Here is a 24,295-nt window from a genome sequence, read left to right as displayed (position 1 = left end):
TGCCCCGCCGTGGTTCGCATCGCCACAAACCATTATTTTATACCATCTTCCAAAGAAGTCAAGTTTTAAGATGATGTTGTATACAACTGATGTACAAACTTAACTTCTTTAAAATAATGCCGCATCCCGCCGTGGTTCGCATCGCCACGAACCATTATTTTATCCCATCTCCCAAAGAAGTCAAGTTTCAAGATGATATTGTATACAACAGATGTACAAACTTGACTTCTTTAAAATAATGCCTCCCGTGGTTCGTGTCGCCACGAACCATCATATTATACCACCTCCCAAAGAAGTCAAGTTTTAAGATGATGTTGTATACAACCGATGTACAAACTTGACTTCTTTAAAATAATGCCCCGCCGTGGTTCGCATCGCCACAAACCATTATTTTATCCCATCTCCCAAAGAAGTCAAGTTTTAAGATGATGTTGTATACAACTGATGTACAAACTTAACTTCTTTAAAATAATGCCGCATCCCGCCGTGGTTCGCATCGCCACGAACCATTATTTTATCCCATCTCCCAAAGAAGTCAAGTTTCAAGATGATATTGTATACAACAGATGTACAAACTTGACTTCTTTAAAATAATGCCTCCCGTGGTTCGTGTCGCCACGAACCATCATATTATACCACCTCCCAAAGAAGTCAAGTTTTAAGATGATGTTGTATACAACCGATGTACAAACTTGACTTCTTTAAAATAATGCCCCGCCGTGGTTCGCATCGCCACAAACCATTATTTTATCCCATCTCCCAAAGAAGTCAAGTTTCAAGATGATATTGTATACAACAGATGTACAAACTTGACTTCTTTAAAGATAATTCTACAATGCTGTATCCAAACAAATTAGGTGCCCATATTGTATATTAGGGATTATGTTCAAAATCATTTTTAGCCTGTTCCTGATCTGTTTTTCCCTCGTTGTTAAAGCCCAGCACCCTCCTGTTTTCTCAGCAATGGAAACGGATTCGAGCTTTATTAAAATTTACAATTTCGATATCACCCTGGTAAAATATAGTTATAAACCCAATGGTGTAAAATTTTTAGTGGTGCACGACAACGAAGATACTGGTGTGAAAGCAGGTTTTGATTATATCCGCTGGAACGGCGGCGAGCTGATCGACAGTCAATATGGTGGTGTGCGCGATTATTATTTCAGTTATATGGACGATCAATACCGTATCGATCCGAATGCAATATATACCGAAGTGGGAGTAAATACCAGGTTAAAGAAAGACCTGTTCAGTTCTAACGAAGTTGAAAAAGCATTATTGGGCGCAGGCAAACAAATTGTCGATTTTTACGACCCCAAATCTACCGGTTACTTTTTAACCCTACATAACAATGCCGATGGCGGTTTTGGTATCTCCTCCTATCTTCCCGGGTATGATCTGGCCAGCACAGCCGATTCTGTTTACATTAACTTTCAGATGGATGGCGACGACCTGATTTATGTAACCGAACCCAGGTTATTTACAAGCTTAAAAAAAGCCAATGTAAATGTAATCCTTCAATCTAAATTTGCCTCTAATGATGGTTCGCTTTCAGTTTATGCCATGCAGAATAATATTCCTTACATTAATGTAGAGGTACAGCATGGCCATCTGGACGAAAATTTGAGGCTAATCGAACTCGCCGTTGCCACTTTAAAAGAACACGGGCTGGTTAAGAAGGAGTAGGATAGCCTATATTTATTCGTAAAATTTCGTTAAATTTGAGTATGAGTATATTGGTAAATACAAAGAACGAACAGGAAGAAAAAGTTCTTATTGCTTTTTTGGATAGCTTAGACTATAAATATCAATCTGATATTAATAATGATCCTGTGAAAGTTGACGAAGCATTCTTGAACCAGTATAATGATGAATTAGATCAGGCGGATAAAGAAATTGAAGCTGGAGACTTTATTTCACATAAGGATGTTGAACAGCTTTTTGAGAAAAGACGTAAGGTTTTTTAGTTAAAAATGATTGCTAAACCCAGCAATACTTGATGAGAATAAAATGGAATAAACTTGCAGTTAAACAGCTATTAGAAATTATTCAGTATTTAGAAGATAACGAACTTATTGACTATGCTGAAAAAATTGAAATTAGAATTTTATCAAAAATAAAAGGTCTTCCAAATCATCTTGATACTTTCCAAGTAGATCGCTTAAAGAAAAACAATGATGGAAGTTTTTTCGCTTTTGAAATTGATCGATACAGAATATCTTTCAGAAGAACCGATAAAGAAATTAGAATTCTTAGGGTTAGACATTCCAGCCGCAGACCATTTACGCGCTAAGCCATAAACAAACCTAATTTATCCCCTTTATTTTTGTAATTAAAAAAGTAATCAGGAGACCGAAAACAGAAATTATCCCAAAAGAATAACGCAAACTCGACAACTGCGAAACATAACCGATTAACGGTGGTCCGAAGAGAAATGCAAAATACCCGATACTAGAAACCATTGTTATCGCTTTACCCGCAGGCACTTTTTTATTATTTCCTGCAATACTGTAAACCATCGGTACAATACTGGAAACCCCCAAACCGATAAGCATAAAGCCAAAAATTGCGACAATGATATTCGGGAATATTACTGCGAGTGCCATGCCGATTGATATAATTGCACCACTGATTTGCAAAAGGTTTTTACGCCCAAATTTACCGATCAGATACACGCCTAAAAACCGGCCACTGGCCATCATAAACATAAAGGAAGCATAGCCGATAATTGCCTTGTTATGTGGCAATTTTACAACATCTTCGAAGTAAATGGCGCTCCAGTCGAACATGGTTCCTTCGGTTGCCATACTACAAAAAGCGATTATCCCCAATAAAACCAAAATTCCCTGGGGCATGGTAAAAAACTTTGTTTTTTCAGTCTGAGTATCTGGTTTAGGATTATGGTCTAATAATTTTTTCGAGCTAAGTACCACATTCGTTAGCGATATTAAGGCAATAATCCAGAAGTGGGTATACATCCCCAATTTTAAATTAACCAAACCCAAAGCAATTAAAGCTCCGGTTAAATTTCCGATACTCCAGGCTCCATGGAAAGAACTCATAATCGGTTTGCCATAATAATTTTCGCCTGCAACGCCCTGTGTATTTAAAGCAATGTTACAAAGGTTACCGGTTATACCAAACAGCACTAAAAAAGCGGCCAATTGCCAGCCTGCGGTAGCCAGTGCCAAAAAAGTTAAAGCAATTGCATAAAGTGGTGCAGTTGCCCTGAGCATTTTTTTACTACCAAAATGTGTAGTCAGCTTTGCAGAAAAGAACATCGTAATGATTTGCCCTGCTGGCAACGCGAAAAGAATTGAACCCAGTTCGGCATCGTTTAAACCCATCGAAGCTTTAAAAGTTGGAATCCTGCTGGCCCAGCTTGCAAAGCAAACCCCCTGCATAAAGTAAAAGGCAGAGATGGCTAAACGTACTTGTTTTGGAGAACTTTGCGCTAATACAGGCTTATTTTCTTGGTGAACTAAAATTTCCTTGTCTTGCGTATTGTCTTCCAAAATTGATTTCTTAATAATAGATTAAGCTACAAAGTTCCTTAAATCTATTGGAAATACAGACATTTTTTTGAATTTATATCAAAATATTTGCACAAAAACCTGTTAAAGTTTAAATTTTCCATTTCTCCATTTGGTACGCGCTGTCCCAGAACATCCATTCCAGCCGTGTAGCCATCTCGAAAGCAATCAACATTTTTTCCCTCATTGCACTGCTAGCCTGCGTGGCTAATTGATCGGTAATATCGATCGCTTTTTCTACCGCAGCTGCAAATTCGGCACCAGCATACATATCAATCCATCTTTTATAAGGGTTCTGATCGCCTGCTTGTTGGGCAAAAATATAATCACCTACCATCTTATAAATCCAGAAACAGGGTAAAACGGCCGCAGCGGCAACTTCAACATTGGCATAAGCCGCTTCACTAAGAATATAATTGGTATATAATAAGGTAGATGGTGTAGGCTGTACCTGATTGTTTAAACCAAATTCTACAAAATAACTTTCATGAAGGCTGCGTTCAGCAAAAATGGCTCCTGTAGCAAATCCGGCAAAATCCAGTATCAGGTCAGCATCTTGCATGCGACTGCTAATGGCACTTAATGTCCGGCCAAATGCTAAAAGATAATAGGCATCCTGTGCCAGATAGAAAATGAATTTTTCTTTAGGTAATGTACCATTGCTCAGTTCCTGATTAAAAGGCATGGCTAAAATCTGGTTATAAATGGGTTTAGCTCTTTCCCAGGCTTGTTCACTCCACTTCATTGTATGATTAGTTTTAGGGGATCAAAAAAATGATTCAGCGGACCGTTGCCTTTACCGGTTTCAACACTGCTACCAAATTGCAAAGCCTTACCGATGTAATCTTTGGCATTTTTTATTGCAGCGGGCAGGTTATTGCCTTTCGCCATTTCAGCTGCTATGGCCGATGACAAAGTACAGCCAGTTCCGTGCAGGTTTTTAGATTGGATAAAATTACTTTCCAATACCACAGGATCATTGTTACCATTTATATAAACATCGTAAATAACTGGTCCGGCCAAATGCCCGCCTTTTACCAGAACAGCTTTTGCCCCTTTTCCGACAATTTTTCTGCCCGCAGCAATCATATCATCTAGGTTATGGATTTCCTGGTCTGAAAGGATAACGGCCTCATCAATATTAGGAGTAACCAAAGTTACAACCGGGAATAATTTTTCGATTAGCTGATTAATGGTATCTGGTTCAATCAGCCGATGCCCGCTGGTAGCCACCATCACAGGATCTAAAATAACAGGAATATGATAATAAGCTTTTAGCTCATTTTCGATCACCTGCACCACTTCGGCACGGTTGATCATTCCTATTTTTATCGCTATTGGTGAAATATCTTCTAATACGGCCTGAAGCTGATCTTTAATCATTTCGGAAGGAATGCCATGTACCGACCTTACGCCCATGGTATTTTGAGCAGTTACCGCGGTAATTACCGAAGTGCCAAAGCAACCTAAAGCAGAAAATGTTTTTAAATCGGCCTGAATACCTGCTCCACCCCCACTATCAGAACCAGCTATGGTTAATACGTTAATATAATTCATAAGAGAAGACTCGTTTTGTGATATAACTTCAGGAGTCCTCAAATGCAGAACGCATTGTGCACAAACGTGCAGACAAACTAATTTCCTACGCCGGCATTATCCGGATCAGGTTCATTTGAAGTTGACGGTTGGAGGATTTTAAGGCCGGAAGGAGTTACCCTCTACCTTTATACCTTCTGCCTTTAACCTCAAAACGGGTATATTCTCAGCCTAATGATTTGAAGGCACCCCTAAAGTTTTATTTTGAGCGCAATATAGGGCTTAGTTTTTATTGTTGGGAGAAAAAAGGAAAAAAGACTGAAGTGGGAGGACTAAAGACCAAAGCGCCCCACTTCGCTCGAGATGACAGCAGGCTTAAAACAAAAAAATCCCGGTATCAATACCGGGACTAAAACATAATAATTAATAAAGGGATAGGGACTATATTTTATCGGGCTGATAGAACCGAACAGTTCCATCTGCTTCGTTAGAAACAATTAATAAACTTCTACCGTTGGGGCTATCTTTTGGTTTTACAAATAGCAAACCTTCAGGTGCATCACCAGTAGAAAACAGCTGAACAAATGTAGGTGCAGCCGGATTGGTAACATTATAAATGGCAATTGCATCGGCACGTTCCATACCGATAAAAGCCAGGGTTTGCCCGTTTACCTGCGCAACGGTTACACTTTCTACTTCAACACCTTTGTTATCAGAGCGGTCATCATCATACATATTGGCATCAATTACATGCTGCTCTAAATCTTTACCAATGTTTGCTACTAAAGCCCCGGTGTTTGCATTAAGAATGCTAACCGACCTGCCACCTGTTGAATATAATTCCTGATATACTTTATTGGCACCAACCATTGTAAAACCAGCGGTATTGGTTACAGTAAGCCGGCCTAAATTAGCATCTAACTGAAGGGTTGCAGCATTCGGAAATTTAACCGGATCCAATATAAGATCTTTTACACGTACTTCTTCTTTTGCATCTTTTGGGGTATAATCCTGCCTGGTATCTCCTTCATTGGCTAAAGCCAGATAGGCAGTACCGTTAGTAGTAAAATACGAGATTGCATCGGGCAGATAATAAGCCTTGATTGGCCAGGTACCCAGTACTTTTTTATTGTCTTTATCGCTTACATCAAACGCATTTTCTGCCAAACTGATATCCCTTGTACCCAAAGGATTAATCTTGGTAATCGTTCCGGCAATAATATCTACTTCGGCAACACCATTATTTTCCTGCAGGGTAACGTATGCCTTTTTAGAATCGCTGCTAATAGCAATATATTCTGGTTCAATATCCTGCGTAAAACTTGCATTATAACCATAAATCCTGAAACCACCTGCCAATAAAGTTGCTTTTTGCGATTCAAAAGCTGAAAAATCAAGGGTTTTTACTGAATAATTATCCTTAATGTTGATGATGGAGATGGTACCTTTCGGGTCAACGGTATAAGCAAGATTTGGTTCTCCCTCATTGGCCGATAAAATGTAATTTCCATCCGGACTGAAAGTAACCATATCGGGCATGGCACCTACAGTGATTTTCTTTACTTCTGATAAATCGGATGTTTTTAAAACCAATACGTCGCCATTGCCTTGTTTATCGGCACCATCCAAGGCGATAGCCAACAATCCATTGCTTACTGCCACACTATTGATTCCTGCGTTGTTTGGATATAATAAAGTTTTTAATTTAGTAACCGTTGGATATTTACTCATATCCACTACATCAACTTTGGTTCCGCCATCGTTACTTACTACAAATAATTGTTTGGTTAACGGATCGTAAGCAGAAATTTCTGAAGCAAACTCTCCGCCCAGATCGATAGAAACGATTTCTTTAAAGCTGTCGATTTTTTCCGGAACAACGGCTTCAACCGGAGGATCTACAATTGAATCATCAGTTTTATCTTTTTTGCAGGCAGCAAATGCCAACGACGCAATAAGGATTGCACCAAATAGTTTTTTACAGTTCATGGTTTATTTAAATATCTGAACCGCAAAAATAATCTGCTAAAACACTGTTTTTCAGCCTTCAGATGTTATCATTTGGTTAAGGAATTGTGAAGAAAGACTAAAGGGGAAAGACTAAAGACCAAAGCGGAAAGACTAAAGACCAAAGGGGACAAGATCTATCTTGCATGAAAGACCCTGAAACAAGTTCAGGGTGACGATGCGTCTAGAATGATCATCAAGACCTAGTAGTTTAAGTAGGAAGAGACCGCTAAATAAAAAGTGTTCTTGAGCCAGATTTCTTCGCTATGTTACCGATGTTAAATCGGAACAAGTTGCACTTCGCTCGAGATGACGGAAAGGGAGTAAAAACAAAAAATCCCGATATCAATACCGGGATTTTTTAAGATTTACTAAGCAAATACTGAAACAAGTTCAGTATGAGGCTTTGTGATTAAATATGTATCGCCCTGTTATCAGTTGCCGCAAGTGCAGCTTCTTTTAAGGCTTCGGTATAAGTTGGGTGCGCATGGCAGGTACGTGCAATATCTTCGGCAGATGCGCGGAATTCCATAGCGATCACTGCTTCTGCAATCATATCTGCAGCACGTGGACCAATCATGTGTACGCCTAAAACTTCGTCAGTTGCAGCATCGGCCAACACTTTGATAAAACCATCGGTATCCATACTTGCTTTCGCACGTCCGCTGGCTTTGAAAGGAAATGAGCCTGCTTTATATTTTACCCCTTTTTCTTTCAACTGCTCTTCGGTTGCACCTACTGAAGCAACTTCCGGCCAGGTATAAACTACGCCAGGGATTAAGTTATAATTAATATGTGGTTTTTGTCCGGCAATGGTTTCGGCAACATAAGTACCTTCATCCTCTGCTTTGTGGGCTAACATGGCTCCGGTAATAACATCACCAATGGCATAAACACCTTTAACCGAAGTTTCTAAATGTTCGTTAACCGGGATTTTTTTACCTCTTTCTTCTACGGTAATTCCAATTTTATCTAAACCTAAACCTTCGCTATATGCGGTACGGCCAACAGCAACGATACAATAATCAGCTTCTAAAGAAATGGTTTCTCCTTTAGGGGTTTCGGCAGTAACCGTTACGGTTTTACCTTTAGTGGTAGCGCCGGTAACTTTGTGGCCCATGTAAAATTCCATGCCCAAAGTTTTCTTTAAAACGCGTTGAAGTTCTTTACCTAAACCGGCATCCATGGTACCGATAATTGATGGTAAAAACTCAACTACAGAAACTTTTGTACCTAAACGGGCATAAACCGAACCTAATTCCAAACCGATAACACCACCACCGATTACGACCATCGATTTTGGAACTTCTTTAATATTTAAAGCTTCGGTTGAAGTAATGATACGTTTTTTATCGATTGGTAAAAACGGTAAAGCTGTTGGTTTAGAACCAGTAGCAATAATTACGTTTTTTGCACTTAAAGTTTCGGTAGAACCATCGGCTTTGGTAACCAAAATGGTATTTTTATCTACAAAAGAACCTACACCTTCGTATGAATCGATTTTGTTTTTCTTAAACAGGTAAGTAATACCAGCAGTATTTTGAGCAACAACATCGTCTTTACGGGCGATCATCTGTTTCATATCAACTTTTAAATCTTTTAAGTTGATACCGTGTGTGGTAAATGTGTGTGCAGCGTTGTGAAAATGCTCTGATGAATCCAGCAAAGCCTTAGATGGGATACAGCCTACGTTTAAGCAGGTACCTCCAAAAGTTTTATATTTTTCTACTACTGCAGTTTTTAAACCTAACTGAGCACAACGGATTGCGCCTACATAACCGCCCGGCCCTGAACCGATAACAACGACATCGTATTGCATAATTTCTTGATAATTTTAATTAGCCAAATGTATGGAAAAAAGGCGGAAAGCTGAAAGTGAATTGGCCAAATGTAAAGGGGCTTTTAAGTGGGTTGTAAACCGAAGTAATCAATAAAATGCCTTTATAAAGCCCAAAAGTCCATCGGCTTGATGAGCGTACCAAAACATTTTACTTTCAATGTATAAAATGTTCCGATAAACCCAAACCTGATGGACTAATGAGCAAAGGTTAGTAACCAATTTATCAGTTCGCAATTAGCAATTTACAGTGGGCGATTTACAGTGGGCGATTTACAGTTGGCAATTTGCTTTACCAATGAACAAATGACCAGTGAACTAATGACCTGCTTACAACCCAAATGATGCAGATGCACTTAAAACTGTGCCGCTTGAATTACCTTCAGCTTTCATTTCGCCATCTACAAAAATCTGGGCTTTCAATGTTGAATTTGCATTGGCACCTGTTGCGCCAGCGGCAATATTTAATGAAATGGTACCTGCAGGCGCAGTAATTTCGGGGCTTGTCCAAGTAGTTCCGCTTAGGCTGGTGGCGGTGGTAACCTGGCCATCATAACCATAAACCACGGTACTGATATTGCTGCCGGCAGAGGCCACAAGTTTAAACACAACCTTATGCGAACTTTTTGAAGGTGTTTCCGCATCATCTTTTTTACACGACATTAAGCCGGTAACCAGGATCATTGCAAAGAAAGAAAGTACAAATGTTTTAATTTTGATGTTTTTCATAATTAGACTTTAAAAAATAGAACTGCAAATAAACAAAGCTGTGTTTTGTTGTACAATAACCACAAAACACCATTTTTTTCTACCTGAATTCAGGTATATTTTGGTTTTATTTCGGGTTGATAGATAAAGCGTGCATTTTTAGTTCAATGAAACATTACATCCTTCTACTTTTATTACTGATTTTTTGCCGATTAACCATTAAAGCCCAGCTCCAGTCTGCCGATCAACAATATACCGATAGCCTCAACAGGATTGTTAATGGCGATATGCCCGACAGTTTAAAAGCTGCAGCTGGCTTTAAATTAACCGATTTCTGGGCTGAACTTGATAGCACAAAAGCCGTATTTTATCTAACGAAGGCCAGAAACCAGAGCCAGAAATATCCGCTTCTTTTTGCCAGATCCTACTGGTACGAATCTTTGATCTACATTGAAAAAGATTATACCAAAGCAGAAAAATTACTTATCCATGCCGATTCGTTATTGGCAAAGTTCAACACAAAATATGTTTACCGGTTAAGATCGATGGTTTGGCATAATTATGCGCTGATACAGCAGCATAAAGATGATCTGAAAACCACGCTCGACATCCTTATTAACCGTGTTTTACCACTTTCCAAAAAAGCCGGCGATAAGGAATTTACGGGAACGGAATATGTTTCTATCGGTACAATATTCACAAACATAGGTCAGTATGATAAGGCAGCTCCATACCTTCAAAATGGTCTTAATGCATTAAAAGATGCCAGTCCGGATAAATACTATCTTCTTGTCAATGTATACATATCCATATCACAAAACTATTATCACCAAAAGAATTATAGCCAGACCAAAAAGTATCTCGACCTTGCAAAAATAGTGCTGGATAAATCAGACCATGTTCGCACAGGTTACCCAATGGCTATATTCTGGCTCGATTATTATAAAAGTACCACCCGATATTTCATTAACACCAAACAGAAAGAGCTTGCTCTACTGGATGCCGAGAAAGCCATTAAACTGGCTGAAGAATTAAACGACAATTATACACTGCAGGAAATCGTTTTTGAGAAATACAGAATTCTTTTTGAGCAGAAAAAATTTGATCAGGCAAAAAAAACGCTGCTACAAATAGTTAACCAACCCGAAATAAACACCCTTGCTGCCAATAAACTAAAATTAACCGAATCGTTGTCGGAAGTAAACTATGCGCTCGGAAACATTAAAGAGGCATACGAGTTGCTCAAAAAAAGTAAAGTACTAGGCGACAGCCTAAACGAAGATAAAACCAAAGAAGAAATTAATGCCTTAGAAATTAAATACAAGAATGCCGAAAACCAGAAAAAGATTACCCACTTAAACGCAGAAAGGCGACAGAATGAAGTAATTATCAAAAAAAGCAAAACCACTACCCTGCTATTGGTTGCAGCATCTTTTTTTCTTCTGGTGATTATTGCGCTCCTGTATTTTTATTTTAACGGTTACAAAAAGCTGGCAGAGCAACGGGCCATTAACTACAGGCAAAAAGTAGCCGATATGCAACAAAAACAGCAATTGGAAATTAGTCGCGCCATGCTTAATGCCGAAGAAAAAGAAAGAAACAGAGTGGCGCAGGATCTGCATGATGGACTTGGGGGCATGCTATCGGGCCTAAAAATCAATTTATCCAACTGGGCCAAACACACTGAAATGCAATTGCACGATTTAGAATTGCAGCGCATTGTTAACCAGCTTGATAGTTCGGTTACTGAACTAAGGCATATTGCAAGAAATATGATGCCACAAACATTGTTAAAATTCGGCCTTGAAGTTGCGCTTAAAGATCTGGCAGAATCGGCAATGGGCAATAACCTGCATATCGATTTCCAGGCATTGAATATCTCCAAAAACATTGCACTTGAAGAACAGATTATCATTTACCGCATTGTACAGGAAATCCTCACCAATACATTAAAACATGCCCGGGCAAGTGAAGTAGTTTTACAGTGCAGCGAAAATGAAAAACACTTTTATATCACCATTGAAGATAATGGAATTGGTTTTGATACATCAACCTATAAAAAAGGAATGGGAATCGAAAACATTAAAAACAGGGTAGCCTATCTTAAAGGAAATTTAGAAATCGATTCCCAACCCGGCAATGGAACCAATATTAATATCGAAATCCCCATCAGTTATGAATAATATGATCAGATTGGCAGTTGTAGACGATCATCCGATCGTAATCCAGGGCATAGTATCGCTCATCAATAACTTCGATAATATGATGGTGACGGGTAGTTTTCAAACGGGAAATGAATTGATTTCTTTTTTAGAAAACAATAAGCTCGATATTGTATTGCTTGATATTATGCTGCCCGACATCAATGGTATCGAACTCTGTGCCCAGGTTAAAAGATTGTCGCCATCTACGGCTGTAATTGCCATTAGCAACCATACCGAAAGAAGCATTATTATGCAGATACTGCAAAATGGTGCCTGCGGGTACATCCTGAAAAATGCTTCGGTAGAGGAATTAAAAAACTGTATCGAAACCGTACTTAACGGCGAACTGGCTTTCAGTAAAGAAGTGATAGAAATTATTGCCAAACCATCCGTTAACGACTTAAAGGGGCGTGCAAAATTTACGAAACGCGAAAAGGAAATCCTGCTGTTAATTGCCCAGGGCAAAACAACCGCCAGCATAGCTGATGAGCTTTTTTTAAGCCCGCTTACCGTAGAAACGCATCGCCGTAATATGATGCAGAAACTCGATGTCAAAAACTCAATCGAACTTATTAACCTTGCTACTGAGCAGCTGTTGATTTAAATTACAAATGGATTAATGCTCAATAACCAAATCACAATGATCAATGAAACAGTTACCAGTTGGGAATTTGTTTTACCAATGAACTAATGACCAGTGAACGAATTAAAATGTTCAATAATCAAATCACAATGATCAATGAAACAGTTACCAGCTGGCAATTTGTTTTACCAATGAACTAATGACCAGTGAACGAATTAAAATGTTCAATAATCAAATCACAATGATCAATGAAACAGTTACCAGCTGGCAATTTGTTTTACCAATGAACTAATGACCAGTGAACGAATTAAAATGTTCAATAATCAAATCACAATGATCAATGAAACAGTTACCAGCTGGCAATTTGTTTTACCAATGAACTAATGACCAGTGAACGAATTAAAATGTTCAATAATTAAATCACAATGATCAATGAAACAATTACCAGTTGGCGATTTGTTTTACTAATGACCAATGAACCAATGAACTAATGACCAATAAACCAACCTAAACTCCCTGTCCGAAGGTTAATAAATTACTGTCCGGGTCGAGCATGGCAAATTCCTTTTGCCCCCAGGGTTTGGTCTGCAGGTGCCCGTTAGGATGAATTCCGTCTTTAACACCCGACATTGTTTTATAAAGTGCCTCAATATCATTGGTACGGATATACACCTGTCCGTAATTTTCTTTGGGGTTTAGCGCTTCAAATTCAAAAAAATGGATCTGGATATTGTCTTTTTGCAAAATCAGGTAATCTTTATAGTCGGTTTCACCAACATCCTTAAAACCTAACTTATTCACATAAAAATCTCTCGTGATCCTTTTATCACGCATCGGCAGTTTGGGATTAATTTCTGTAAGCATATCTTTTTTTAACAAAGGTGTATAATTTCCCCCGAAAGCACACTTGATCGAAATCAGGAAATTTAATGGTTTGCCCTTACACGGCTCAATGTTTCGGGGGCGATTTTAAGATAAGAAGCAATCATTTTTACCGGAAAAACCTGAGCAACGAGCGGTTTAACATTTTTTATGTAATTATATTTTTGCAGAGGATTAAATGAACTATCAAAAAGATAGGTTCTGGCGCTGGTTTGATTAAAAATTTTGGTCAGGAACAAAAAAGATTGAGATTTGGCTATCAGGTAATGCAGGCTGCTCAAACTCAACTCAATAACTTCTGAATTTTCGAATGCTTTGATCGTGGTTTCCGATGCGCGCTGTTCAATCAGGCTGGGATGGTTAAACATCCACTCGCTGGTTACATGTAAATCGATAATGCTTTCGGTAATTCCTTGGCTTTGATATTGGAAAAAAGATCCTGATAAAACAAAATAAACAGATTGGCAAACTGCTCCCTGCTTCAATATTATTTCATTTTTCCTGAAAGTTCTCCTAACAATATTTTCTTCGAAAAGAAGGGCCTCATTGGCTGAAAATTGCCTAAAACTGCTTAAAATTTCTTTTATCAACATACTACAAAAACTACTTTACGATGAGGCATTGTTGATTACAATATAGCTATTTTTCCAGAGATCAAAAAAGGCTGGTATTTCTACCAGCCCCCAATCACTAACAAACATTGAAGAGCATTTTTATAAATTAATTGTTGATCAAATCATCATTGTTCACCCCTTTTTTCTTCGACAGATCCTCTTTCAGCTTACCGAAATTATAAGTAGCCCCAACAAAAACAACCCTGAACGGAATGGTAGTGGTAGCATTTGTTGTGAAGTTAACATCTTCGGTATATAACCTGTTGGTAAGCGACTTACTAAAAAAATTATTGAAATTTACCGTCGTACTCAACTTATCATTAAAGAATTTATAACCTATGTTTACCTGGTAATATGGATTCGCTTTTAAAGTATTGATTAAATTATATGGCTGCCTGGAAATCCCCCCGCTTCCGCTTAATGAAAAAGATTTAGCCGGCTTATAAAAGAAGAATCCCCCTACCTGACCACTAAAGCCTTCTTCATGCTGTGTTAAAACTACCGTATTTTCAATTTTATTGTAACGCACAGTAGTATATGCACCACAATTGAGCTTTTTTAACGAAATAGCGGATGTAAACATAGCGCTTACCTCTCTGTTTCGTCCTGTATTGCCATATTGAGTAGTACTAACACCAGTATTTTCATTAAATATGGTGTATTGTACAATCATATTGCCCGAATAAGAGGCATTTAGCGCCAATGCAATAAAATTATTCCCACTGGCCAGCCGGTTCTGAAATGACAGGTTATGGATGGTTTGGGCATTCAGATCAGGGTTACCAAAAGAAATATTTAAAGGATCGTTATTATTGATAAACGGATTAAGTGCATTAATATATGGCCTTTGCAACCGCTTATTATACCCCATAATTATCGTATAATTTTTGCTTAGTTTGGTATTCACAGAAAAATCAGGAATCAATGTCGTATAATCCTGTTTTACGTTTGTTTTCGAACTAAAAAAATCCCCATCAACTGTTGTATGTTCTAAACGCAAACCTGTACGGAAATTAAGTTTATCCAGTGCAAACGATAGTGAGCCGTAACCACTGTACACCTGCTGTTTATAGGCAAAACGATCAGAATTTGAGTAATCAGGCTCAAAGGGCGATTTTTCATCCGTCCGGCTCAAACTTGAATAGTCGGCATTGGCATCCCTAAAAATAAATTTCGCCCCGGTTTCCAGTTTAAGTTCTTTGCTAAAAGGTTGTATAAAATCTGTTTGTAAGGTATATTCCCTGTTTTCCGAAAAGCTATCATTCTGCCTGAACAGATCGGTACTGGCCATATCGAGCATACTTGTATTCAATCCGTCGTTCCTGCTAAACTGACCATTAAATCTAAAACTCAGCTCTTTATCCGGATTTCCCTTAAATTTCTTGATAAAATCACTTCCGAGTCCGTAGGAAGGAAAATTATTCTTTAAGTTTTGCGTAAAAAAATCCTCCTGTGGCAATTTATCTGTAAAACTGGTGGTAATATTCTGCGTAAACCTGCTTTTGTTGTTACCCCCATCCACATTGGCATAAAGTACAAGGGTTTGCAACGAATCGATGTTGTAGCTCATTTCCAAAATCCCGCTGTTCGAAAAACGATTGGTTATGCGCTCACCATCGAGAAACCTCCTTTGATAAGCAGCCGTTTGCACCGGCAGGGTTTCGCTGGTTACCTGAGCTTTGTTGTTATGGTTTCCACTTAAAAAATAGGTAGCTGTAACTGCAAACCTGCCTTTCCGGAAACTCAGATTAGTATTGGCAGAATAATTTATATTGGAATAATGAAGTCCCAAATAACCATTATAACCGAATATCGCCTTTTTGGTAATAATATTGATCAAACCTCCGATACCTTCGGCATCGTATTTTGCAGATGGGGAGCTAATCACCTCAATTTTTGATACTACAGCACCGGGAAAGCCATTAAGTGCATCTTTTACGCTTTGGGCAAACATGGCGGTTTCGCGTCCGTTTAATAACACCTTAAAATTACCCTGCCCGTTTAACCGTACATTACCTTCGCCGTCTACGCTTAACATGGGTACTTTCCTAAAAATTTCAGTCAGGCTTTCTCCTTTGGCAGCCGGATCCTGCTCTACATTATAAAACCAGTTTATCCCTGTCTTGCTCTATCAAAGGTTTTTGTGCCGTAATATTTACCTGCTGCAACTGATTGGCTGATGGTTTGATTAAAAAAGTGCCCAGTTCGGTCAACATTCCCGCGTAAACCCTGATGCTCCTGGTTAACCGGTTATACCCCATCAGATCAACAGAAAGCATATAATTGCCGGTATCGCTGTTAAGGATAAACTGCCCTTTGTTATCCGAAAATGTATTGATAACCAATGATTTAGCATCATATTTTTTAAACAAGCTCACGGTTGCGTAAACGATTAACTCCTGGTTTACACTGTCTTTAACTAAACCCTGTAACTTTATTTTTTCCTGTGCCTGAGCTGGTAAAACAGAGAAGAGCAACATGGCGCTTACAACTATGAATATCCATTTATTCATCATTATGCTGATAAAAACAGTGATAAGAATATTGCCCATCTGTTTATTTTATCGATAGTTACTTTATTGAAATGCCCGAAATATTATTTCTCCAATTCAGCTTTTACCTCTTCGGCAACCTTCTTTAAATTTAAGAAACCAGTGCCTACTTTTACAAAGGTGATTGTAACCTTGATCTTTCCATCTGCTTGTGCAGCTGTAGCATCGGCAACAAAATAATCGGCTTTAGACATGGTGGTCCTGATCGCATTAAGAGAGTTTTTTTGAACACCATTGGCGGAAATAAATTTCTTTTGAAGCAAAACCATTTTTACCGCCGTTAGTGCTTCCTCTATCGTTTTCTGCCTGGCGGTTACTTCGATCACAACAGGGTCTTTGGATTTGTAACTGAATGCCGACGAATATTGAGGCAATAAACTTCCTAAAAGGATTAACAGGGTTAAGGCAATTAATTTAACTTGATTTTTCATATTTGATTGGATTAGATATAAACATTAAGAATTTTTTATGTTAAAATTTAAAGGCGATCCCAACATTTAAAAAGGAGAGACTCTGATAACCCAATTCTGAGTAAATGGCCGTACTTTTTCCCAGGTAATATTTTCCACCGGCATAAAAACCAAATCCGAAACCACTTGCTGTACCTGTAACAATGCTTTCGCTATCACTGATGCTTACCGTAACATACCCCAAACTTAACCCGCTGTAAAGGTCGAATTTTGGGTTAAGTTTAAGCAGTTGGTTAAAATGGTACGACCCCCTCGCCCCAAAGTAAATGGCACTTTCTTTAAAAGTATAGTTATAGCCGTCGTATTTAGAACTTGCACACGAAACCTGTCCGCCAACACTAATTGCGTTAGATACACCAATTTCATAACTCACCGATGGATTAACCGGCAATGATGAGCTATAACCAGTTCCAAAATACGGACTGCCAATGCCTACGCCAACGTTAAATAGATTGTCACCTTTGCTAAATGAAGATTTAGACTGAGCGTTAACGGCTGATACAGAAAAGATAAATAATGCAATAAGTAATAGTTGTTTTTTCATGTTGGTTTGATTAAGTAGCTATTTAAAATAGATTTTCTGATTGGAATTAGGTAAGCTGCATAAAATTTGAGGCACTACTGTGTGCCCCAAACCCATTATTAACTACCTAGTTTTATAATTTTGAGCTCTAATTAAGGCAATACAAGTACTAACCTAATAATCGTAAGCTTGATAGAACGTTTGTGTAGTAAAGGTTTTAGATACTGTTGTTGCGGGTGTGCCATCAACTACGGGTACTACTTTTACAACAAAAGTATGCCCTGCTGTACCACTAAAGCCACCAAGGTCAAATCCACATACAATCAAAGGCAAAGCTGACTCTACAACTGTACCACCCGATTTTGTAATTTGTGCCCTAGTAAGCGTTACTATCTGCTGGTTATCTTGTGTTACACCATCAACTTTAAGTAATGTTTTAGCATTGGTTGACGATCCTCCTTTAAATGTAACATCTATATTATCTGTCGCTAGTATGCCTGTGCTGGTAACGGTAAACTTATATGTTTTTCCTCGTACATCAGGTTCATCAACGTTACCTTTCTTTTTACAACCATTAAAAACTAGTGTACTAAATCCTAATAGGCATAACACTAAACTCAATTTTTTCATAGATATTTGTTTTTCAATAAGCCTACTCTTATCAACAGTTTTCGGCATCCCTGATCATCTGTAATCAAAGTTACCTTCATCAAGCCGTATAATTATAGCTACAAATAACTGTTTTCCCGTATAGCTATAAATAGCTATATAATGTGTTTTTTTTAGTTTAAATTAGATTGTCCCTTGAATTATTGTTATGGCCTTTGTGCTTATCCCCTTAACTACCGAGCATTAAATTAATCTTGAATTTTAACAGATGAGAAAGCTATTTTTATTTTGTTTGTTATTGGCTAATAGCTACCTGTATACATTTGCACAGCTTCGGGTGACGGATAAGCGATACCCTGATAGCTTATTACAACTTTCAAATAATCTCCAAAATGATAGTGCAAAAGCACAGATTTTGTTTAAGCTAGCTGATTATTGGGCCAAAATAGATTCCACAAAAGCCAAAATTTATCTTGCCAAATGCTTAAAGCCAGGATTAAAGAACCCTTATCTCGAAGCTCTTTATTATTATTTTCGAGCACGGGTTTATAGCCCTTTAAATTCAAAAATAAGTGAACAGTGTTACATAGAAGCTGATAAGCGATTATCTAAATTTAATACCAACGAGGCCTTTTTGATTAGGGCCAAAGCGTGGGCTAATTATGCCAACATACAGCAAAAAAAAGATAACGAAGACTTAATGGTCTATATTCTACTCAACAAAGCCATACCCATGGCTAAAAAAGCAAATAGTAAAGAATATTTAGGCAAGTTTTACGGTGATTTGGGCCTTGTATTCGGGAATAAGTTACAATATAACAAAGCAGAAGAATATTATCTCATGGCCATAGCAATTTTAGAACATACAGAAATCAGCGATAAAAGTATTCTGTTTTTGATATACCTCTATATTTCGAAAGCATACATCCACAATCACAATGATAAAATATCCTCAACGAGAAATATATTGGATAAAGCTAAAAACATTTTGCCATCTTGTTCAACCCCTATAAATCAAATCGAATATTACTGGGTTGAAAGCATGTATTATCGAAAAATAAAAGCTTATAACAAGGCTCTTAGCTATATTGCCGCAGGGATGAACTTTGCAAAAAAACAAAAACCATATTATCAAGAGAAGCTGAATGGAGAGAAAATAAATATCTTAACAGCCAAAGGTGATTTTAAAAAAGCGGCAATTTTTTTAGAATCACTTATTAAAAATCCACAGTCTAAATACTCCATTAATTTATTAAATTATTACAAAGAACTAAGTCGTGTTTATGATACGTTAGATAACAGTAAAGCAGCCTATCAATGGCTCAACAAATACTCAAAAATAAAAGACAGCCTAACAGAGCGGGGTTTCTTTGACCGTATAAATGCCCTCGAAATAAAATTCAAAACTGCCGAAAACCAGAAAAAAATTGCAGAATTGAATGCGGCCAACCAAAAGGCCAATTTATCAGCTAAAAATAGTCGGTTGCTAAACTGGTTATTGGGTGTAGTAAGTTTATTAATCTTATCTGTATTTATTTTTGGCTTTTATTATTACCGCAATCAGAAAAAACTTGCTACACAGCGTGAAGAAATCAGGTTAAGCAATGCCATGCTCCAGGGCCAGGAAACCGAACGTTACCGTGTAGCAAGGGATTTGCATGATGGTTTGGGAAATTTACTTACCGTAATAAAATTTAATCTTGGACAACTGGCGAAAGAAAAGCCAGCTATTGAAGTTAATGAAATTGCCCGTCAGCTGGATCATTCCATCAACGAACTGCGCCGTATTGCACATGATATGATGCCCGAAATGCTCCTAAATATCGGTTTGGAAGCCGCACTTAAAGATCTTTGCGAATCGCTCACATCCAATGATCTGGAAATAGATTGTCAGCTTATTAAGCTGAAAAGTACCATCCCACAACCAACCCAGGTATCCATTTACCGCATTATACAGGAACTGCTAACCAATGTGGTGAAACATGCCCAGGCTAAAAATGTACTGCTGCAATGTACCCAGCATAAAAATACATTTTATATTACGCTCGAAGACGATGGTAAAGGATTTAATACTGATCAACTCAAAGAAAAAGCTGGAATCGGGCTCAACAATATCAAAAGTCGAGTAAATTATCTCAACGGAAAGATGGAAATTGTTTCCCGAACAGATCAGCCGGGCACTTCTCTCAATATAGAATTAAATGTAAAAACTTAACATTATGTGCCATCCCTATTTTAAATAAGAAATGTTGTTATTTTTTTATGCCAATTGATATCGATATCTGCCCCTCTTCCATTCCTGAAATATTTTTTTCGGCAAATACGGTAGGGTTGGTTCTTTGAAGGGCTTTTAACAAATCCTCAGAGGTACCGCTGTGCTGTACCTTAATGCTGGAACCTCCAGTACTAAATTTCGTTTTTGCACTGGCAACGCCTTTTGTACTTTCTGCCTTTTCTGCAATGCTTTTTAATGTAGCAAAATCAACCCCATTGATATTGATAGTTGTTTGTGTTTCTGCTGTTACACTGTTTTTATCTTTCTTTTTACCAAATAAACTACCGATTTTACTACCGGTTTTCCCAGCTTTATCCGCCGTACTTCCTGCCTTATCAACTTTCTCACTTGCCTGATCTATTTTACCCAACAAGCGATCAAGAGCACCTTGTGCATTTGCATTTACTACGCCAAACAATAGCATGGCGAAGCATAAAATTCCAATCTTTTTCATTAATAATTGTTTTTATAATGAGCCTACTCTTTACCAACAGTTTTCGGCATCCCTTATCATCTATCACCAAAGTTAACTTCAATAAAATCAGGTAACTATAGCTATAAGCAACCTTTTTCTTATATGGCTATAAATAGCTATATAAAGTGTTTTTTTTAGCTTAAATTAGATTATCCCTTGAATTGTGTTATGGCCTTCGTGCTTATCCCCTTAACTACCGAGCATTGAACTAATCTTGAATTTTAACAGATGAGAAAGTTATTTTTATTTTGTTTGTTATTGGCTAATAGCTACCTGTATACATTTGCACAGCTTCAGGTAACGGATAAGCGATACCCGGATAGTTTGCTGTATCTGGTTAAAAATGCACCCACAGACAGCATTAAGATTGTATCCAATTTAGCTTTATCAAGATTTTGGAGTAAAAACGGAGATACAATAAAAGCAAATTATTTTTTGGCTCAAGGAAAAAAACGCATAAAAAAAACCGGCTATCTCTATGCTTTATACTTTTATTCTATTGGCACAAATGCGGCATACCAGAATGATAACCGAACAGGTGCAAAAAAATATTTGTTAAAGGCAGATAGTATTTTTGCACATATCAAGACCAAAGAATGCTATATCTTAAGGGCCAAGCTTTGGAATAACTATTCTATTTTATTATCAAGGGAAAACAAACAGCAACAATCAATAGATGTGCTTATAAGTAAGGTAATTCCTTTATCCCGTGCTGCAGGAGACCCATTGATGGAGGGAGTGGCATATCATTCTATTGCTGTTTTTCTCGATCTGGTGGCAGAAAATGAAAAAGCTTCAATATATTTCGAAAAAAGTATTGGCATACTGGAAAGTATCAAAACTGACACAATAATGCTGGCAAGGGTTTATAACAATAGCGCAAGAAATAGTATGGCCAGAAATAAATTTAATGAGGCCAAAATTTTACTTGATAAATCTAAATCATTATTAAAAAACCAGCTAAACACACCATCTTATATTTATTTCTGCGGATTCGAAAGTTATTATTTTTTAAAGTTGAAACAATATGACAGATCGTTAATAGCCTTAAATAAGGGACTGGAAATCGCAAAAAAATTAAACCTTGTTAAAGAACGTAATGATCTTTTAAACCAAAAATATAATATATTAAATTCTCAGTTCGACTATAAAACAGCCAAAGACGTTATTTTGGAAATCATAAAAAACGACGCTAATACATATCTCGAAAACAAAGCAAATCATTATAAACAGGCTTATGAAAGTTATGAACTACTTAATGATTTGCCAGAAGCTTTTAAGTGGTTGAAAAAATATGCCATTTTAAGAGACAGTGTTAATGATACTAAATTAAAAACGGAAGTAAATGCCCTCGAAATCAAATTCAAAACTGCCGAAAACCAGAAAAAAATCGCAGAGCTTAATACGGCCAACCAAAAGGCAAACCTATCAACCCAAAATAGTCACTTGCTAAACTGGTTATTAAGTGTAGTAACCTTATTAGTCTTATCTGTATTTATTTTTGGCTTCTATTATTACCGCAATCAGAAAAAACTTGCTACACAGCGTGAAGAAATCAGGTTAAGCAATGCCATGCTCCAGGGCCAGGAAACCGAACGCCATCGGGTGGCCCGCGATCTGCACGATGGTTTGGGCAATGTGCTGGCGGTGGTTAAATTTAATTTGTGGCAATTTGCAAAAGAGAAACCTGCTGCTGAGCTCGATGAGATTATAAATCAGGTAGATCATTCGGTAAGTGAACTCCGGCGTATTTCGCATAATATGATGCCTGAAATGTTATTGAATATAGGCCTCGAAGCTGCGCTTAAAGATCTCTGCGAATCATTAAATTCTGATGAACTGGAAATCGACTGCCAGCTTATCGATATCAAAAATAATATTCCACAACAAACACAGGTATCTATTTACCGCATTATACAGGAACTACTTACCAATGTGGTAAAACATGCGGAAGCAAAAAGTGCATTTCTGCAATGCACTCAGCATAAAAATGCTTTTTTTATAACACTTGAAGATGATGGCAAAGGATTTAACAACCCTCAACAAACAGATAAAACAGGTATCGGACTTAACAACATTAAAAGTCGAATAGCTTATTTAAATGGAAAAATGGAAATCGGGAAACGTATAAATCAGTTTGGTACTTCAATTAATATAGAACTCAATGTTAAAGCTTAAACCAACACTCGTTATTGCTGATGATCATCCGATTATTATAGAGGGATTGACCAAGTTACTAGGCAAAAACGAAGGATTTGAAATTATAGCCAGTTTTAGCAACGGGCAGGATCTGCTTACTTATATTAAGAAAAAACCCGTCAGCATTACCCTTATTGATATCATCCTGCCCGATATCAATGGCATGATATTATGCAAGGAAATTAAAAGGATAGCGCCCGATACCATCGTAATAGCTTTAAGCAACCACCAGGAAAGGAGTGCCATTACCAAAATGCTCGAGAACGGTGCAAATGGTTATATCCTAAAAAATGCATCGATAGATGAAATCGGCAACTGTATAAACGAGGCACTGGAGGGCAAAATCACCTTTAGTAAAGGGGTTACCGATGTAATATCGAAATCGCCGGCGAAAACCAAATGGGGCTTTGTAAAACTCACGTCGAGGGAAAGTGAAATCCTGAAACTGGTTGCACAGGGTTTAACTGCCTCAAAAATTGCGGAAATCCTTTTTCTGAGCAAGTTTACCGTTGATAACCATAAAAAGAACCTGTTGCAAAAACTTCACGCTAAAAATATTGCCGAACTGATCAGCAATGCAACAAGCCAGGGATTACTTTAATGGTTAGATCAATTCCTTTTGAAGCATAAATTCTTTTGCGTTGGCAAAACTAAGAAACAGTTCATCAGCAATCTTTAATTTTTGGTGTGCACGCACATTGTTCTGAATTGCATAACAGGTTATACCCGCGGCCATGGCCGATTTAACACCATTCAGGGTATCTTCAAAAACTATGCACTCGTCTTTTTGCATGCCTAAACGCTCCACGCAGAGGTTGTAACTTTCAGGATCGGGTTTTGATTTACTTACATCTGTACGGGTAATGAACAAACTGAAATATTTTGCCAAACCATTGCGTTCAAAAACCGCTTCAACATCCATTTTGGGGCTGGCCGTAACCACCGCCAGCGTAAGCCCTTTTTCGTATGCAAACTGCACAAATTCTAAAGCATGAGGCATTAACCGGATATCGGTTGTCCTAAAACCATCAAAGGTTATTTTTTCCCTTCTATCAATAAAGCTATCTAAATCTTCATCAATTTTATACCGGTCTATAATGGTTTTTGCATTCTTCGGCAACGGGATTCCTGCATAATTGCTTAGCCAGTCCTTAAAATCAATAGTCACACTATACGCACTTAAAAACGTATTCCAACAATCGAAATGAAATTTTTCTGAATCAATTAATGTACCATCTAAATCGAAAAGCAAAGCTTTTATTTTACTCATTATCTATTTTAAATTGGA

At 37.7% G+C, this 24,295-nt stretch carries 23 protein-coding genes; 8 read left to right on the top strand and 15 right to left on the bottom strand.

Features of this window, described 5'->3' with window-relative positions; genetic code table 11:
- The first annotated feature begins 882 nt into the window (after nucleotides 1-882).
- Genes DRW42_RS17100 through DRW42_RS17090 form a run of 3 tightly spaced genes read left to right on the top strand, consistent with a single transcriptional unit; the run spans nucleotide 883 to nucleotide 2,293 of the window.
- Nucleotides 883-1,686: a hypothetical protein gene (locus DRW42_RS17100; protein WP_113950051.1), complete on the top strand. Its 804-nt coding sequence runs from the start codon at nucleotides 883-885 to the stop codon at nucleotides 1,684-1,686.
- Between the two features lie 41 nt (nucleotides 1,687-1,727).
- Entirely contained in the window at nucleotides 1,728-1,967 is a 240-nt protein-coding gene (locus DRW42_RS17095; protein WP_113950050.1) for a hypothetical protein, read from the top strand.
- A 32-nt stretch (nucleotides 1,968-1,999) separates the two neighbouring features.
- Entirely contained in the window at nucleotides 2,000-2,293 is a 294-nt protein-coding gene (locus DRW42_RS17090) for a type II toxin-antitoxin system RelE/ParE family toxin (RefSeq protein ID WP_113950049.1), read from the top strand.
- Between the two features lie 13 nt (nucleotides 2,294-2,306).
- Here the strand turns inward: DRW42_RS17090 and DRW42_RS17085 are convergent, their stop codons facing one another.
- From DRW42_RS17085 to DRW42_RS17060, 6 genes are all read right to left on the bottom strand, one after another.
- Complete coding sequence (locus DRW42_RS17085; RefSeq protein ID WP_244215306.1) at nucleotides 2,307-3,515, bottom strand: MFS transporter; 1,209 nt, start codon at nucleotides 3,513-3,515, stop codon at nucleotides 2,307-2,309.
- Nucleotides 3,516-3,624: 109 nt separating this feature from the next.
- Nucleotides 3,625-4,278: a TenA family protein gene (locus DRW42_RS17080; RefSeq protein WP_113950048.1), complete on the bottom strand. Its 654-nt coding sequence runs from the start codon at nucleotides 4,276-4,278 to the stop codon at nucleotides 3,625-3,627.
- Complete coding sequence (gene thiD, locus DRW42_RS17075) at nucleotides 4,275-5,090, bottom strand: bifunctional hydroxymethylpyrimidine kinase/phosphomethylpyrimidine kinase (protein WP_113950047.1); 816 nt, start codon at nucleotides 5,088-5,090, stop codon at nucleotides 4,275-4,277. Before thiD ends, DRW42_RS17080 begins: the two co-directional genes overlap by 4 nt.
- A gap of 420 nt (nucleotides 5,091-5,510) precedes the next feature.
- Nucleotides 5,511-7,058: a choice-of-anchor I family protein gene (locus DRW42_RS17070; RefSeq protein WP_113950046.1), complete on the bottom strand. Its 1,548-nt coding sequence runs from the start codon at nucleotides 7,056-7,058 to the stop codon at nucleotides 5,511-5,513.
- Nucleotides 7,059-7,488: 430 nt separating this feature from the next.
- On the bottom strand, nucleotides 7,489-8,895 hold the full coding sequence (gene lpdA / locus DRW42_RS17065; protein ID WP_113950045.1) for a dihydrolipoyl dehydrogenase: 1,407 nt from the start codon (nucleotides 8,893-8,895) through the stop codon (nucleotides 7,489-7,491).
- Nucleotides 8,896-9,243: 348 nt separating this feature from the next.
- Nucleotides 9,244-9,642 (bottom strand): hypothetical protein, encoded by a 399-nt coding sequence (locus DRW42_RS17060; RefSeq protein WP_113950044.1) that lies wholly within the window; start codon nucleotides 9,640-9,642, stop codon nucleotides 9,244-9,246.
- 146 nt (nucleotides 9,643-9,788) lie between these two features.
- On the opposite strand from DRW42_RS17060, the gene DRW42_RS17055 reads away from it, so the two are divergent.
- Both DRW42_RS17055 and DRW42_RS17050 read left to right on the top strand, forming a co-directional pair.
- Complete coding sequence (locus DRW42_RS17055) at nucleotides 9,789-11,804, top strand: tetratricopeptide repeat-containing sensor histidine kinase (RefSeq protein ID WP_113950043.1); 2,016 nt, start codon at nucleotides 9,789-9,791, stop codon at nucleotides 11,802-11,804.
- The gene (locus DRW42_RS17050) at nucleotides 11,797-12,429 is read left to right on the top strand and encodes a response regulator transcription factor (RefSeq protein ID WP_113950042.1); all 633 of its coding nucleotides are present in this window, start codon (nucleotides 11,797-11,799) and stop codon (nucleotides 12,427-12,429) included. The genes DRW42_RS17055 and DRW42_RS17050 overlap by 8 nt, the downstream gene beginning before the upstream one ends.
- A 486-nt stretch (nucleotides 12,430-12,915) precedes the next feature.
- Here DRW42_RS17050 and DRW42_RS17045 read toward each other — a convergent pair whose 3' ends face one another.
- From DRW42_RS17045 to DRW42_RS17015, 7 genes are all read right to left on the bottom strand, one after another.
- Nucleotides 12,916-13,272 carry a bleomycin resistance protein gene (locus DRW42_RS17045; protein ID WP_113950041.1) on the bottom strand — a complete coding sequence of 119 codons (357 nt, stop codon included), beginning with the start codon at nucleotides 13,270-13,272 and terminating at the stop codon, nucleotides 12,916-12,918.
- A gap of 62 nt (nucleotides 13,273-13,334) precedes the next feature.
- Nucleotides 13,335-13,883 (bottom strand): Crp/Fnr family transcriptional regulator, encoded by a 549-nt coding sequence (locus DRW42_RS17040; protein ID WP_113950040.1) that lies wholly within the window; start codon nucleotides 13,881-13,883, stop codon nucleotides 13,335-13,337.
- Nucleotides 13,884-14,010: 127 nt separating this feature from the next.
- Entirely contained in the window at nucleotides 14,011-15,942 is a 1,932-nt protein-coding gene (locus DRW42_RS17035) for an outer membrane beta-barrel protein (RefSeq protein ID WP_113950039.1), read from the bottom strand.
- Nucleotides 15,943-16,003: 61 nt separating this feature from the next.
- Nucleotides 16,004-16,456 carry a carboxypeptidase-like regulatory domain-containing protein gene (locus DRW42_RS17030; RefSeq protein ID WP_113950038.1) on the bottom strand — a complete coding sequence of 151 codons (453 nt, stop codon included), beginning with the start codon at nucleotides 16,454-16,456 and terminating at the stop codon, nucleotides 16,004-16,006.
- 44 nt (nucleotides 16,457-16,500) lie between these two features.
- Nucleotides 16,501-16,887: a hypothetical protein gene (locus tag DRW42_RS17025; protein ID WP_113950037.1), complete on the bottom strand. Its 387-nt coding sequence runs from the start codon at nucleotides 16,885-16,887 to the stop codon at nucleotides 16,501-16,503.
- A 40-nt stretch (nucleotides 16,888-16,927) separates the two neighbouring features.
- Nucleotides 16,928-17,470, bottom strand: coding sequence for an outer membrane beta-barrel protein (locus DRW42_RS17020; protein WP_113950036.1), 543 nt, complete (start codon nucleotides 17,468-17,470; stop codon nucleotides 16,928-16,930).
- A gap of 153 nt (nucleotides 17,471-17,623) precedes the next feature.
- Nucleotides 17,624-18,079 carry a hypothetical protein gene (locus DRW42_RS17015; protein WP_147243769.1) on the bottom strand — a complete coding sequence of 152 codons (456 nt, stop codon included), beginning with the start codon at nucleotides 18,077-18,079 and terminating at the stop codon, nucleotides 17,624-17,626.
- Between the two features lie 247 nt (nucleotides 18,080-18,326).
- Between DRW42_RS17015 and DRW42_RS17010 the strand changes: the two genes are divergently transcribed.
- Nucleotides 18,327-20,273 carry a sensor histidine kinase gene (locus DRW42_RS17010; protein ID WP_113950034.1) on the top strand — a complete coding sequence of 649 codons (1,947 nt, stop codon included), beginning with the start codon at nucleotides 18,327-18,329 and terminating at the stop codon, nucleotides 20,271-20,273.
- Between the two features lie 37 nt (nucleotides 20,274-20,310).
- On the opposite strand, the gene DRW42_RS17005 is transcribed toward DRW42_RS17010, so the two are convergent.
- The gene (locus DRW42_RS17005) at nucleotides 20,311-20,787 is read right to left on the bottom strand and encodes a LysM peptidoglycan-binding domain-containing protein (protein ID WP_147243768.1); all 477 of its coding nucleotides are present in this window, start codon (nucleotides 20,785-20,787) and stop codon (nucleotides 20,311-20,313) included.
- 249 nt (nucleotides 20,788-21,036) lie between these two features.
- On the opposite strand from DRW42_RS17005, the gene DRW42_RS17000 reads away from it, so the two are divergent.
- Together DRW42_RS17000 and DRW42_RS16995 are read left to right on the top strand one after the other, a co-directional pair.
- Complete coding sequence (locus tag DRW42_RS17000) at nucleotides 21,037-22,986, top strand: sensor histidine kinase (RefSeq protein WP_113950032.1); 1,950 nt, start codon at nucleotides 21,037-21,039, stop codon at nucleotides 22,984-22,986.
- On the top strand, nucleotides 22,973-23,608 hold the full coding sequence (locus tag DRW42_RS16995) for a response regulator transcription factor (RefSeq protein ID WP_113950031.1): 636 nt from the start codon (nucleotides 22,973-22,975) through the stop codon (nucleotides 23,606-23,608). The genes DRW42_RS17000 and DRW42_RS16995 overlap by 14 nt, the downstream gene beginning before the upstream one ends.
- A 3-nt stretch (nucleotides 23,609-23,611) precedes the next feature.
- Here DRW42_RS16995 and DRW42_RS16990 read toward each other — a convergent pair whose 3' ends face one another.
- Nucleotides 23,612-24,277 carry an HAD family hydrolase gene (locus DRW42_RS16990; RefSeq protein ID WP_113950030.1) on the bottom strand — a complete coding sequence of 222 codons (666 nt, stop codon included), beginning with the start codon at nucleotides 24,275-24,277 and terminating at the stop codon, nucleotides 23,612-23,614.
- Nucleotides 24,278-24,295 lie beyond the last annotated feature (18 nt).

Source organism: Pedobacter miscanthi (assembly GCF_003315595.1).
In the GTDB taxonomy this organism is placed as follows: domain Bacteria; phylum Bacteroidota; class Bacteroidia; order Sphingobacteriales; family Sphingobacteriaceae; genus Pedobacter; species Pedobacter miscanthi.
Note: the sequence above shows the minus strand (reverse complement) of the source record. Positions and strands in the feature narration are given on the sequence as shown.

Bases quoted from the DNA above. Each gene is read 5' to 3' on its own strand.
- DRW42_RS17095 (WP_113950050.1), top strand. From the start codon at position 1,728: ATGAGTATATTGGTAAATACAAAGAACGAACAGGAAGAAAAAGTTCTT.
- DRW42_RS17015 (WP_147243769.1), bottom strand. From the start codon at position 18,079: ATGAAAAAATTGAGTTTAGTGTTATGCCTATTAGGATTTAGTACACTA.
- DRW42_RS17050 (WP_113950042.1), top strand. From the start codon at position 11,797: ATGAATAATATGATCAGATTGGCAGTTGTAGACGATCATCCGATCGTA.
- DRW42_RS17035 (WP_113950039.1), bottom strand. From the start codon at position 15,942: ATGTTAAGCGTAGACGGCGAAGGTAATGTACGGTTAAACGGGCAGGGT.
- DRW42_RS17070 (WP_113950046.1), bottom strand. From the start codon at position 7,058: ATGAACTGTAAAAAACTATTTGGTGCAATCCTTATTGCGTCGTTGGCA.
- DRW42_RS16995 (WP_113950031.1), top strand. From the start codon at position 22,973: ATGTTAAAGCTTAAACCAACACTCGTTATTGCTGATGATCATCCGATT.
- DRW42_RS17030 (WP_113950038.1), bottom strand. From the start codon at position 16,456: ATGGGCAATATTCTTATCACTGTTTTTATCAGCATAATGATGAATAAA.
- lpdA (WP_113950045.1), bottom strand. From the start codon at position 8,895: ATGCAATACGATGTCGTTGTTATCGGTTCAGGGCCGGGCGGTTATGTA.
- DRW42_RS17100 (WP_113950051.1), top strand. From the start codon at position 883: ATGTTCAAAATCATTTTTAGCCTGTTCCTGATCTGTTTTTCCCTCGTT.
- DRW42_RS17080 (WP_113950048.1), bottom strand. From the start codon at position 4,278: ATGAAGTGGAGTGAACAAGCCTGGGAAAGAGCTAAACCCATTTATAAC.
- DRW42_RS17025 (WP_113950037.1), bottom strand. From the start codon at position 16,887: ATGAAAAATCAAGTTAAATTAATTGCCTTAACCCTGTTAATCCTTTTA.
- DRW42_RS17045 (WP_113950041.1), bottom strand. From the start codon at position 13,272: ATGCTTACAGAAATTAATCCCAAACTGCCGATGCGTGATAAAAGGATC.
- DRW42_RS17000 (WP_113950032.1), top strand. From the start codon at position 21,037: ATGAGAAAGTTATTTTTATTTTGTTTGTTATTGGCTAATAGCTACCTG.
- DRW42_RS17090 (WP_113950049.1), top strand. From the start codon at position 2,000: ATGAGAATAAAATGGAATAAACTTGCAGTTAAACAGCTATTAGAAATT.
- DRW42_RS17005 (WP_147243768.1), bottom strand. From the start codon at position 20,787: ATGAAAAAGATTGGAATTTTATGCTTCGCCATGCTATTGTTTGGCGTA.
- DRW42_RS17020 (WP_113950036.1), bottom strand. From the start codon at position 17,470: ATGAAAAAACAACTATTACTTATTGCATTATTTATCTTTTCTGTATCA.
- DRW42_RS16990 (WP_113950030.1), bottom strand. From the start codon at position 24,277: ATGAGTAAAATAAAAGCTTTGCTTTTCGATTTAGATGGTACATTAATT.
- DRW42_RS17060 (WP_113950044.1), bottom strand. From the start codon at position 9,642: ATGAAAAACATCAAAATTAAAACATTTGTACTTTCTTTCTTTGCAATG.
- DRW42_RS17010 (WP_113950034.1), top strand. From the start codon at position 18,327: ATGAGAAAGCTATTTTTATTTTGTTTGTTATTGGCTAATAGCTACCTG.
- DRW42_RS17040 (WP_113950040.1), bottom strand. From the start codon at position 13,883: ATGTTGATAAAAGAAATTTTAAGCAGTTTTAGGCAATTTTCAGCCAAT.
- DRW42_RS17055 (WP_113950043.1), top strand. From the start codon at position 9,789: ATGAAACATTACATCCTTCTACTTTTATTACTGATTTTTTGCCGATTA.
- thiD (WP_113950047.1), bottom strand. From the start codon at position 5,090: ATGAATTATATTAACGTATTAACCATAGCTGGTTCTGATAGTGGGGGT.